Origin of the sequence: Acidiferrobacter sp. SPIII_3 (assembly GCF_003184265.1) — a bacterium.
Taxonomy (GTDB): domain Bacteria; phylum Pseudomonadota; class Gammaproteobacteria; order Acidiferrobacterales; family Acidiferrobacteraceae; genus Acidiferrobacter.
In genome coordinates this window covers 2,896,062-2,908,179 of the sequence record NZ_CP027663.1, presented here as the reverse complement: position 1 = coordinate 2,908,179, position 12,118 = coordinate 2,896,062, and the positions used below count along the sequence as shown (strand labels likewise).

Genomic DNA, 12,118 nt, shown 5'->3' with positions numbered 1-12,118 from the left:
AATGTCGTGGAGGTGATATGGATGGTCTGGCCAATACCGTGCAGCAGGTCTTCAATGAACCGGCCTGCGGCAAGAATCAGGGGAAGAGCGACAAGGAGCGCAAGAAGGGCTGCACGAAGGCCCTGCAACCGGGGGCGGCGGCCGGGGGCTGCGCCTTCGATGGCGCCAAGATCGCCCTGCAGCCCATAACCGATGTCGCCCACCTGGTGCACGGACCGATCGCCTGCGAGGGCAACTCCTGGGACAACCGCGGGGCCAAGTCCTCGGGCCCGCTTCTGTACCGCACCGGGTTCACGACCGACATCAACGAGACGGATGTGGTGTTCGGCGGCGAGAAGCGGCTGTTTCGCGCCATAAAGGAGATCCTCGCCAAATACGACCCGCCGGCGGTGTTTGTTTATCAGACGTGCGTGACCGCGCTCATAGGCGATGACATCGAGGCCTTGTGCAAGGCGGCGAGCGCGCGCTTTGGCAGGCCCGTCATCCCGGTCAACGCCCCGGGCTTCGTCGGCAGCAAGAACCTTGGCAATAAGCTCGCCGGAGAGGCCCTGCTCGAGTACGTGATAGGCACCCAGGAGCCCGAGTACACGACGCCCTATGACATCAACATCATCGGCGAATACAACCTCGCGGGCGAACTCTGGCAGGTCAAGCCCCTGTTGGCCGAACTGGGCATCCGGGTTTTGGCGTGCATAAGCGGCGATGCCCGTTACCGCGAGGTGGCGTCCGCGCACCGCGCGCGCGCCGCCATGATGGTGTGTTCCAAGGCCATGATCAATGTCGCGCGCAAGATGGAGGAGCGCTACGCCATCCCGTTTTTCGAGGGCTCGTTCTATGGCGTGTCGGACATGAGCGAGGCGCTGCGCGAGATCGCGCGCCTGCTCATCGCGCGCGGCGCGCCCGCGGATCTGGCGGAACGCGCCGAGGCCCTCATTGCGCGCGAGGAGGCGCGCGCCTGGACGCGCCTGGACGCCTATCGACCGAGACTGAAGGGCAAGCGCGCGCTCTTGATCACAGGTGGCGTGAAGTCGTGGTCGGTGGTCGCGGCGTTGCAGGAGATCGGCGTCGAGATCGTCGGCACGAGCGTCAAGAAATCGACCAAGGAGGACAAGGAGCGTATCAAGAAGATCATGGGGGACGAGGCCCATATGATCGAGGATATGACGCCGCGCGAGATGTACAAACTCTTGAAGGACGCGCGCGCCGACATCATGCTGTCGGGCGGTCGTTCGCAGTTCGTGGCCTTGAAGGCCAAGGTGCCGTGGCTCGACATCAATCAGGAGCGCCACCACGCCTATGCCGGCTACGACGGCATGGTGGCGCTGGTGGGCGAGATCGACAAGGCCTTGTACAACCCGATCTGGGCGCAGGTGCGCCGTCCCGCGCCGTGGGACACGGAGACGGTGTCATGAACGCGCCCGCCACCCTGCGTGACCGCGCCACGGGCCCCGCGACCAAGGCCTGCACCGTGAATCCGCTGAAGATGAGTCAGCCGCTCGGGGCGGCGCTCGCTTTTCTGGGTATTGCCGGGTCCATGCCGGTCTTTCATGGCTCGCAGGGGTGCACGGCCTTCGGCCTCGTATTGTTCGTCCGCCACTTCCGCGAATCGATCCCGCTGCAGACCACCGCCATGAACGAGGTCACGACCATCCTCGGTGGCGGCGAAAATATCGAAAAGGCGCTTTTGAACATCCACAAGCGCGCCAAACCGGCGTTCATCGGCATCGCCTCGACGGGTCTTACCGAGACCAAGGGCGACGACGTCGCGGGGGATCTGCGGCTTATCAAGGACGCCCACCCGGAACTCGACATGCCGATCGTCTATGTGTCGACGCCCGATTATCAGGGGGCCTTCCAGGACGGCTGGGCAAAGGCCGTGACCGCCATCATCGAGTCCATGGTGACGCCGGCCGCCACCGTCAAGGGCCAGGTGACCATCCTGCCGGGTTGTCATGTCACCCCGGGGGACGTCATCGAACTGCGCGACATCGTGACCGCTTTTGGCCTGTCCCCGATCATCCTGCCCGACCTGTCGGGTTCGCTCGACGGCCACGTGCCCGGGGACTTCAGCCCCACGAGCCTTGGGGGGACGACGCAAGCCGAGATCGCGCGCATCGGGGCCTCGGAATTCGCCTTCGCCATCGGAGAACAGATGCGTCCGGCGGCGCGCGCGCTGGCCGAGAGGACCGGGGTCCCGACGCGGATTTTCAGCAGCCTCACCGGGCTTGGCGCCGCCGATGACCTGTTCGCATCCTTGAGCGCGCTGTCGGGGCGGCCGGTGCCCGACAAGTATCGCCGCGAGCGCAGCCAGCTCGTGGACGCCATGCTCGACGCGCACTTTTTCTTCGGGGGCAAGCGCGTGGCCATCGGCGCCGAACCGGATCTGCTGTGGGCCCTGGGGGCGTGGTGCAAGGACATGGGTTGCGAGATTGCCGCGGCCATCACCACCACTGAGTCTCCGGTGCTCGTGCGGCTCGTGGCCGACGGCGTGCGCCTTGGTGATCTCGAGGACCTGGAGGTACAGGCCGCCGGCTGCGACCTCTTGATCACCCATTCGCATGGGCGCCAGGCCGCGCAACGCCTCGGCATCCCGTTTTTGCGCATGGGCCCGCCGATATTCGATCGTCTGGGCGCCGCGCACCGTGTCATCGTGGGCTACAAGGGCACGCGCGACCTGGTGTTCGAGGTGGGCAACATCTTTCTCGCCCATGGTCACGAGCTGCGGCCGGACGGCGAGGGCCCCGACGTCCGGGAAGAGCACGGCCAGGGGTCGCCGGTGGGTGAGCGTGCGTGCGCCAGCCCCGGCCACCCCGACATTCCACCAGGGAGACTTGAATCGCCATGAAGATCGCGTTCGCAACCCAGGATCTCAAGCATGTGGATGCCCATTTCGGTTGGGCCAAGAACATCGCCATCTACGAGATATCCGCGCATGGTTATGAGCGCGTAGAGGTGCATCAATTCGACGGCGAGTTGAACGAGGACGGCAACGAGGACAAGCTCGGGCCGAAGCTCGCGGCGGTCGCCGACTGCGCCATCCTTTATGTCGCCGCCATCGGGGGGTCGGGGGCGGCGCGGGTGGTCGCGAAGAACATCCATCCGGTGAAGGTCTCGAGCCCGGAGCCGATCGAGGATCTGCTCGTGAAGCTGCGCGCGGTGTTATCCGGCACGCCGCCGCCCTGGTTACGCAAGGCCCTGTTGAAGGGTCAGGAACGGAACTTTGCCTGGGAGGAGGAGGTGGGCCATGGCGGATAATGAGGTGGTCCGGGAAGACGACGCCGTCCTGCAATCGCCCTTCATCCGCGAGCTTGTCAAGCAGTGGCGGGCGCAGGATACCCATGGGGCCTGGGAGGGAAGGACCGATCGTGATCTGCTGGATCCTTATGTCGTCGACAAGGCCAGGCGCAAGGAGATCCCGATCATCGGCGACCCGGACCCCGAGACCCTCTGGCGTCTGGAGCTTTTCTATAACGCCGTCGGGCTGTGCGTCGAGCGCCGCACCGGGGTCATGGCCCAACCCATGATCAAGATGCACCATGAGGGCTTCGGGCGCCTCGTGCTGCTCGCCGGGCGGATCGTGGTCGTGAACAAACACCTGCGCGATGTACACCGCTATGGGTACCCGACGCTCGCGGCCCTGGGGGCGGAGGGCGACAAGATCGTGGCCGATGCCATCGCCATGATCGAGCGCTATCCCGATCTGGCGAATTATGGGGGCTGATGCCATGAGCGAAGGATCCACCAGTGATGCCATCGAATCCCTGAAGAAGCGCATCAAGAAGCTGAGCGCCCAGGCCATCGAACACAAGATGCGCCTCCACGATCTCGCCGAGGACCTGCCGGTCGGTTGGGAGACGATCCGGGACGTGGCGACCGAGACTCACGAAGCCTACCGGGCCCTGGCCGCGGCGCGCGCCGAACTTGCGGGGGTGGGAGGCGAGCGTGACTGACATCGCGGTTACCATGCCCGACGGGCGCCGCTGGGTGCCGCGCTTCGTTCAGGCCTTGAATCGCGAAAAATGCATCGGTTGCGGGCGTTGCTACCGGGTGTGCGGGCGCGACGTCCTGCAACTCGTGGGCTTGACCGATGACGGCGAGGCAGTACCCCTTGCCCTGGGCGCGGATGACGATGATGACGATGAGTACGAGAAGAAGGTGATGACGATCGCGCAGCCCAAGAACTGCGTGGGGTGCGAGGCCTGCGCCAAGATCTGTCCGAAGAAGTGCTATACCCACGCACCCATGCGGGAAGGAGGCTAGGGAGATGACCGGAGACCGATCGCAGGAGGCGCTCATTGTAACGGGTGGGCCTGGAGACAGCGCGGTGGCGCGCGCCTTCGCGGGCGTGCTCTCGCGATTCCATACCCTGGGCCTCGATTCCCGGGAATTCTCGGCCCTGCGCCGTCGCCATTTGGCCGGACATGCGGACGACGAGACGGCGCCGGAGGCGGGCGGCTGCGATGCCTTGCGGGCCGAGGAGCATGGCGAGCTCGTGGAACTGTTGTTGGCGCACCGTGCCGATGAGTCCCGCGAGACCCTTTGGCTCGCCTTTACCATCGCCACGGCGTGTCTGGGGGACAATCACCTCTGGCAGGATATGGGGCTTTGCGGCCGGGAAGAGCTCTCCGGGCTTTTGCGCCGGCATTTCACCGCGCTCTATGAGAGGAATGTCCACAACATGAAGTGGAAGAAGTTCTTCTACAAGGAGCTCTGCCGGCAGGCGCAGGTGGCGCTCTGCAAGGCCCCGAGTTGCCGCGTATGCAGCGACTACGCGGCATGCTTTGGGCCCGAGTGACGCTCGTCGGCGGCCACGCCCCGATGAGCGGCCTCCGGCGTAAAGGGGATGGGTGCGTCATGCGGCATGGTATAAGGTGGATGTCTCGCGGGACGGTGAACGACCGCCTGATCGCGGGCCCGTAATGACGCGGGCGTCGGTGGCGGCGAGGTCGTCGATGTCATGGACTCGGCCTGGAAGGCCCAAAGGAGTAGGCGATGGATCGCAACGATTGCGTGTTCCCGCGATGCGCGGTGTTGGGTGTCGCGGCCTGGATCGCGCTCGCGGCCTTCATGGGCGCCGACGCCGCCGCCAGGACCGTGACATTGTCCCGGCAGGCCTTGCGGGGTCTCGCGCTACCAAGTAAACCCCCGGTGCCCGCCGACGACCCGATGACCCCCGCGAAGATCGCGCTCGGCAAGGAGCTCTATTTCGATCCGCGGTTGTCCAGTACCGGCACGATATCCTGCGATTCCTGCCATAACGTCATGGGCACGGGCACCGACAACCGCAAGTTTCCGCAAGGCGTCGATGGGCGGCTCGATACCTCGCGCAGCGCGCCCACGGTGTTCAATGCCGCCTTTCTGCCGGTGCAATTCTGGGATGGCCGGGCGCCGTCGCTCGAGGCGCAGGCCAAGGGGCCGCTTCTGAACCATAAGGAGATGGGCATGCCAAATGGCCGGGCGGTCGCGGCCCGCGTTCAGGCCATCCCGGGTTATCGCCGGCAGTTCCATCGCGTGTTCCCGGGGCCCCATCCCGTGACCTTCGATAACATCACCAAGGCCATAGCAACCTACGAACGCACGCTCATCACCCCAGACAGTCCCTTCGATCGTTATGCCAGGGGCGATCGCAACGCCATCAGTCCCGAGGCGCGCAAGGGTTTCATGGTGGTGCAGGAGTTGGGCTGCACCTCGTGTCATAGCGGGCCCATGTTCAATGGCGCCGGCAAGACGCCCATGGGTCAGGGGGTCTTCATGAAGTTCCCGATCTATACCCACAACAAATATGTCGCAAAGTACCATCTCATGGCGCATCTGGGGCGTTATAAGGTGACGCACAAGCCCGCCGACAAGCATATGTGGGTGGTCTCCTCATGGCGGGATGTCGCGCTCGAGGCGCCCTATTTCAATAACGGCTCGGTCGATACCTTGTCACAGGCGGTGCGTGTCATGGCCGGCGTGGAGCTCGACAAGACCCTCACCGTAGCGCAGGTGCGTGAGATCGTGGCGTTTCTCGATACCCTCACCGGCCGGCTCCCCCGGCAAATGATGCCAAGACTGCCCAATACCGTGAATGCGGCGTTAGCCATGAGCGGCGAATAGCGCGGGGTACGGGCATGGTCGCGGGGCCCGGCCGCAACGGCCCCGGGGCCCGCGCCGCGGGTGCGATCCTTTCGCGCCATCCGCCGGACCCGGGAGGATGGTCGCCCGAGCGCTTACAGAATTCCCATGCCGGCCCTGGTTTGCTTGTAATCCGCCAGCTTCTATAATTCTCTCTTGTGGTGGTCGTCGTCCGGGACATCGGCCGGTGCCGGGGTGTGTGCGCATCGGGGTTCGAAAAACCCGGGCGGCAGGGTACCATGTCGTCGGCCATGATATGTGTCAAATGAGCGGGCGCGGACGGGAGGCCGCGAGGGGCGCGGGGGCGTTCGCGGGACGGGCGGGCGCGCAGTGACCGGGCGAGACCACGGGATCCTGGGGCGCGGGCGATGGAAGTGAGACGGCGTGGGTGGGCGATCAATATCGTGGCCGCGCTGCTCGTCGTGGGTGCCGGCGTGGTCGTGGGTGTCGCGGTCTTTACCGTGATGCGCACCAATGCCGATGTCGCCCTGCAGCGCAACCTCGTGTCCGGGCTTGCGTTGCGCGTGCAGTGGGCGGTGCGCGACATCCGCGACGCGCGGTTGCGCGTACGCATGGTGGCCACCCGTCCGTTCCTCGCCGATCAATTGGCGGCCGCGCCCCACCAGGCGGACGCGGCACGGAATACGATGAACCGGGGTCTGCGCGCCTTCCTCGCCATGCGTCTGTCGGCGTTGGCGCTCTATGCGAATACCGGGACCCTCTATGCCCATGTCGGGGCCTTCATGGCGCACCCGGTCGTGGACATGCCCTTGCGCGGGGAGCTCGGTACGACGCTCTTGTGGAACGAGGGACGTGGTTTCGTGCTGCGCGTGGCCTTGCCGGTCTACCGCCGGCGCGCGGTCGTCGGCTGGGTGGTGGGCGATGCACCCTTGCCGGCGTTGGGCCGGCTGCTGCTCGGTGCCAGAGCCCTGCGTTCGGCCGCCAACATCGGTCTATGTGGTCCGGCGGGCTCGCGCATGACCTGTTTCCCCAATACCTTCGATCCAAGCCAGGCGTTTGCGCGCATGGCGCGCAGTCGCGCCGGGACCCCGCTACCCATGAGCTATGCGCTGGCCGGGCGCACCGGTTTTGTGGTGACGCGCAATTATCTGGGGCACCAGGTGGCGGCCGCCTATCGCCCCGTCGCCGACACCGGTCTTGGGATGGTGTTGACCATGGATACCGCGGCGCTCTATGCCCCCGTGTATCGGGAATTCACCATCGTGTTGCCGCTCATCGTGGCGGTGCTGGCCACCGCGCTCCTGGTGTTGCGCTGGCAGCTCGCGCCGCTCGTCGCCGAACTCGTGGCCTCGGAACACAGCGCCCGCGAAGCCCATGCGCGCCTGAAGGATACCGAGAGCTACGTGCAGGCGGTCGTGAACAGCGTCGACGAGGGCATCGCCACGATCTCGGAGACGGGCATTGTCGAGACCTTCAACCCCGCCATGGCGCGCCTCTTCGGTTACGCGCCCGAGGAGGTGATCGGCCACAATGTGAGTCGGCTCATGCCCGAGCCGCATCGTAGCCACCACGATGACTACCTGCGCCACTATCGGGAGACCGGCGAGGCGCGGGTCATAGGGACCGGCCGGGAGCTCACGGGCCGGCGCCAGGACGGCAGCGAGTTTCCGATCGATCTGCGCGTGTCGGAGTTTTATCTGGGCGGCAAGCGGCGCTTCATCGGTACGGCGCGCGATGCCGCCGGGCGCAAGGAGGCCGAACGGCGCATGGAATATGTGGCAACCCATGATGCCCTGACCGACCTCCCGGGCCGCGCCTTGATCCAGGCGCGCATCGATCAGCTCATACGCCGCGCCGAACGTAGCGGCCAGCTGTTTGCGGTGATGTTCGCCGACCTCGACCACTTCAAGGACGTCAACGACTCGCTTGGCCACGACCAGGGCGACCGCTTCCTGCGGCTCGTGGCGCGCCGCCTGCAAGAGGCCCTGCGCGCCGAGGACATGGTCGGACGCCTCAGCGGGGATGAATTCGTCATCCTGACGGCGGCGCTGGTCACGCCCTTGGACGCGGCACTGATCGCCGACAAGCTCCTGCGCGCGCTGTCGGCGCCCTACCTCCTGGGGGACCACACCCTGTATTGCAGTGCCAGTATCGGCGTCGCCCTCTACCCCCAGGATGGCCGTGACGTCGACACCCTGTTGCGTCACAGCGATGCCGCCATGTATCAGGCCAAGCGCTCCGGCCGCGGCCTGTATCGCTGTTACGATGAGGCCGCCAACGCCACCTCCGGCGATGAGGTTCAGCTCGCAAGCGGCCTGCACAAGGCCTTGAGCGCGGGCGAGCTCGTGCTGTACTACCGGCCCGTGCGCGCCGTCGGCGAACGTACGGTGGTGGCCCTGGAGACGAACCTCAGATGGCGCCATCCGGAACAGGGCCTGTTGGACGGCGATGACTTCCTAGGGATCGCCGAAGAGGCCGGCCTTGCGGTGTCGCTCGCCGAGTGGGCGCTACGCCAGCTGGGTAGCGAGATCGCGCGCTGGCGCGACCGCGGGCTGAAGACGCCGCCGGTCTACATCCGGCTGGGTTTGCGGCCGTTCCGTGACGCCCGCCTCCAGGAGTCGTTCGCGGCGCTCCTGGCCGGCCGCGACGGCTATCGGGGATCGGTGGGTGTGGAGATACATGAGGAGGATGTGATGGACGACCCGCGGGGTGCGCTCGAGGCCCTGTCCGGCTGGCGCCGACACGGCGTCGATGTGATGCTCGGCGACTACGGGGCCGGGTATTCCAGCCTTCCCTACCTGAAGGCGCTCGCGTTTCGCACGGTGCGACTCGACGCCTCGTTGACCCTCGATGATTCGGCGGATGCCGAGTCCATTGAAGGCCTGACCGCCATCATCGCGACCCTGCACGCGCTCGATATCGCGGTCGTGGCCTCGCACGTCACCACCCCGGGGCAATACGAGGCCATGCGCCGTTGGGGGTGTGACCGCTACGCCGGGGATCTGGCCGGCCCGCTCATGAGGGCCGACGGCTGCGCGATGTGTCTTGGCGAACAGGATGCGCCCGCGGCCGGACCGGGGTTGGGCGAGGGGCGGTCCCGCCCAAGTCCGCTTTAGCCCGCCTCGCCCGATGTGGCGGCGCTCCGCTCCTTACGGCGCGCCAGGCGCTTTTCCATCGCCTCGGGGCGCTCGGGGATGGTGGTCTCCCCGAATAGCGACTGCTTTAGGAAGCGGAACGCAAAGCGCATCAGGGCCACATCGTCTTGCATCAGTTGTTCGCGCTCCTGCGGCGAGACCACGTAGACCTCGTCGAAGGACGGTGTGCTGATGAAGTCCCGGAATCCGTCCAGATCGTAGCTTGCCAGAAAGAAGAGCTGCAGGCTGCGATCCGATGGCTTGCCTATGGTCGGTCCGCACGAGCGCTTCTTCAAAACGACCTGCCGCCACTCGCGATTCATGTCGTCGTAGATATCGACACCCTGGCTCTCGCGGTAGGCGCGCACGGTCTGCGTCTGCGGCTCGTGATGACCCAGGCAATGCTCCTCCTTCACGATAAAATACGCGTCTTCATCGGTCGGGGAGTCCTTTTTGCGCATCGACATGAGGCCTAAGGCGTAATAGCGGCAGGCGGTTGGCCGGTCCTCGTAGACGCCGCAGCCCTGCTCGGTCAGAAACTGACAACGGGTCGACTCATCCGCGGTACGCAACTTGAGGCCCGGCACGCCGTGACCATCCATCTCGAACGGGACCGTGTGACGAAACAGGAACTCACGCGCGCTTATTTGAAGGCGCGTCTTGAGACGCAGGATGTCGTAGGGCGTGAGCTGAATATCGATGCTCTGACAGCACTTGTTGAAGCATGCGATCCCGCTGTGGCAAGCGAACTGAAAACGATCATCCAGGTCGAGCTTTACGGGGGTTATCGGGCTTTGTGGGCGCGTATCGGAGGGATCTTGATTCATGGGGTTCCTCGTGGAAATCCAGGATGCGGCGGACAAAAAAGGGGGTCCCGCGGGACCCCCTCATTATACCTCGTTTAAGCCCGCGCGTATCGCGCTTACGGCGCGGTGGGCTTGGAGACGAGATCGACGTGCGGACGCTTGAACACGTTCCACTTCTTGGTCTTGCGGTCATACGTCGAGTTCACGAAGCACTTCCAGTTCTTTTCATCGACCATGTTGAAGTCCATCCGGTAGTAGAAACCGGGGTAGCGGGACTCCTCACGGAACTGGATGTGCTTCATATGCGCCTCGGCCGCCAGCACGCGGTGGTAGTTCTCCCAGGCACGCAGCAGCTCGTGGAGGTCCTTGGCGCGCATTTTCAACGCGTCCTCCTTCAGCATCTCGAGCTTCTCCTCGGCAACCCCCAACATCTTCGCGTTGGTCTGGTACCAGGTCGCGACCCCCGCCACATACTCGTCCATGATCTTCTGCAGGCGGAACTGCAGCATGCGCGGCGTGATGTAGTTGGGGTTGATGTCGATGGCGGTGGTGTAGTCCTTGTGCTCAAGGAAGGTGCGCACCGGACGGTAGATCTCCTCCACCAGCTCGTTCACCGGCGTGTCGAGCTCCGGCACCCAGTCCTTGTTGTCGAGCGCGAACTTCACCATGCCCTTGGCGGCGATGCGCCCTTCGGCATGCGAGCCCGAGGAGAACTTGTGGCCCGAGGCGCCCACGCCGTCGCCGGCGGTGAAGAGCCCCTTGACGGTGGTCATGGAGCGGTAGCCCCAGTGCCAGTCGTCCGGCGCGCCCAGATCCTCGGGTCCCGAGACCCAGATCCCGGAGCAGCCCGAGTGCGAGCCGAGCAGGTACGGCTCGGTCGGCATCAGCTCGGACGGCTTCTTCTCGGGCTCGATGTTCTCGCCTGCCCACACCCCGGCCTGGCCGATGCACATGTCGAGAAAGTCTTCCCAGGCCTCGGCCTCGAGGTGCTTGATCTCCTTCGGGGTCATGGTCTCGGCGAGCTTCGCAAGCGCGGTCGGCGTATCCATGTAGATCGGGCCGCGGCCTTCCTTCATCTCATGCAGCATGAGGTGGTTACGCAGGCAGCTCGCGGGCACATGGGCAAGGCCATAGGGGGGATACTGTTTCAGCATCTCCTTGTTGCGCTCCATGTAGACCTCGCCGAAGGCGTTGACCGCCTTGGCCTTGAACAGCAGGAACCAAGCGCCGACCGGGCCGTAGCCGTCCTTGAAGCGGGCGGGCACGAAGCGGTTTTCCATCATGGTGAGCTCGGCACCGGCCTCGGCGGCCATGGCATAGGTCGAGCCGGCATTCCACACCGGGTACCAGGCGCGGCCCGTGCCTTCGCCCACCGAGCGCGGACGGAAGATGTTCACCGCGCCGCCGGCGACGAGCAGGCAGGCCTTGAACTTATAGACGTAGACCTTGTGGTCGCGCACGCTGAAGCCGACCGCGCCCGCCACGCGCTTGGGGTCGTTCTTATCGTTCACGAGCTTTACGATGAACACGCGCTCCTGGATATTGTCCATCCCCAGGGCCTTCTTCGCGGCCTCGGCGACGATGACCTTGTAGGACTCGCCGTTGATCATGATCTGCCATTTGCCGGAACGCACGGGCTTGCCGCCGTCTTTCAGCGGCTTGTCCTCGTCGCCCGGCTGCTTCCAGATCGGCAGGCCCCACTCCTCGAACAGGTGGACCGAGTCGTCGACGTGGCGTCCGACGTCATAGGCGAGGTCGTCGCGGGTAATGCCCATGAGGTCATTGGCCACCATGCGCGCGTAATCCGCCGGGTCCTGGCCGCCCATGTAGGTATTGATGGCGGACAGGCCCTGGGCCACGGCGCCGGAGCGGTCCATGGCGGCCTTGTCGACCAGTTTCACCTTGAGCCCCGTGCCCTCCGTCCAGCGCATGATCTCGTAGGCCGCGCCGCAGGCCGCCATACCGCCGCCGATCAGAAGGATGTCGACGGTCTCCTCAACCACCTGGGGGTTACCAAATGTAGCTTCTGTTGACATGTTTCACCCTACTTGAGAGACCCCGGCTCGGGATCACGGCCCGTTTCGCCGGGTGTCGATTCAA

General features: G+C 65.2%; 11 protein-coding genes. 9 read left to right on the top strand and 2 right to left on the bottom strand.

Going from position 1 to position 12,118, the window contains the following annotated elements:
- Positions 1-17 precede the first annotated feature (17 nt).
- From nifE to C4901_RS14750, 9 genes are all read left to right on the top strand, one after another.
- Entirely contained in the window at positions 18-1,412 is a 1,395-nt protein-coding gene (nifE, locus tag C4901_RS14790; RefSeq protein WP_110137982.1) for a nitrogenase iron-molybdenum cofactor biosynthesis protein NifE, read from the top strand.
- Positions 1,409-2,845 carry a nitrogenase iron-molybdenum cofactor biosynthesis protein NifN gene (nifN, locus tag C4901_RS14785; RefSeq protein ID WP_110137981.1) on the top strand — a complete coding sequence of 479 codons (1,437 nt, stop codon included), beginning with the start codon at positions 1,409-1,411 and terminating at the stop codon, positions 2,843-2,845. Before nifE ends, nifN begins: the two co-directional genes overlap by 4 nt.
- The gene (gene nifX / locus C4901_RS14780) at positions 2,842-3,255 is read left to right on the top strand and encodes a nitrogen fixation protein NifX (protein ID WP_110137980.1); all 414 of its coding nucleotides are present in this window, start codon (positions 2,842-2,844) and stop codon (positions 3,253-3,255) included. Before nifN ends, nifX begins: the two co-directional genes overlap by 4 nt.
- Positions 3,245-3,721: a NifX-associated nitrogen fixation protein gene (locus C4901_RS14775; RefSeq protein ID WP_110137979.1), complete on the top strand. Its 477-nt coding sequence runs from the start codon at positions 3,245-3,247 to the stop codon at positions 3,719-3,721. Before nifX ends, C4901_RS14775 begins: the two co-directional genes overlap by 11 nt.
- 4 nt (positions 3,722-3,725) lie before the next feature.
- Positions 3,726-3,950 carry a CCE_0567 family metalloprotein gene (locus C4901_RS14770; protein WP_110138673.1) on the top strand — a complete coding sequence of 75 codons (225 nt, stop codon included), beginning with the start codon at positions 3,726-3,728 and terminating at the stop codon, positions 3,948-3,950.
- Complete coding sequence (fdxB, locus tag C4901_RS14765) at positions 3,943-4,260, top strand: ferredoxin III, nif-specific (protein WP_110137978.1); 318 nt, start codon at positions 3,943-3,945, stop codon at positions 4,258-4,260. Before C4901_RS14770 ends, fdxB begins: the two co-directional genes overlap by 8 nt.
- Positions 4,261-4,264: 4 nt before the next feature.
- Positions 4,265-4,795, top strand: a complete 531-nt coding sequence (locus C4901_RS14760) for a nitrogen fixation protein NifQ (RefSeq protein WP_110137977.1) — start codon at positions 4,265-4,267, stop codon at positions 4,793-4,795.
- A 197-nt stretch (positions 4,796-4,992) separates the two neighbouring features.
- Positions 4,993-6,099, top strand: coding sequence for a cytochrome-c peroxidase (locus tag C4901_RS14755; RefSeq protein WP_205736045.1), 1,107 nt, complete (start codon positions 4,993-4,995; stop codon positions 6,097-6,099).
- Positions 6,100-6,485: 386 nt separating this feature from the next.
- Positions 6,486-9,194 (top strand): bifunctional diguanylate cyclase/phosphodiesterase, encoded by a 2,709-nt coding sequence (locus tag C4901_RS14750; protein ID WP_110137976.1) that lies wholly within the window; start codon positions 6,486-6,488, stop codon positions 9,192-9,194.
- On the opposite strand, the gene C4901_RS14745 is transcribed toward C4901_RS14750, so the two are convergent.
- Positions 9,191-10,039, bottom strand: a complete 849-nt coding sequence (locus C4901_RS14745; RefSeq protein ID WP_110137975.1) for a YkgJ family cysteine cluster protein — start codon at positions 10,037-10,039, stop codon at positions 9,191-9,193. The two genes, C4901_RS14750 and C4901_RS14745, sit on opposite strands and share 4 nt — an antisense overlap.
- Before the next feature lie 95 nt (positions 10,040-10,134).
- Positions 10,135-12,054 carry an adenylyl-sulfate reductase subunit alpha gene (aprA, locus tag C4901_RS14740; protein WP_110137974.1) on the bottom strand — a complete coding sequence of 640 codons (1,920 nt, stop codon included), beginning with the start codon at positions 12,052-12,054 and terminating at the stop codon, positions 10,135-10,137.
- Positions 12,055-12,118 lie beyond the last annotated feature (64 nt).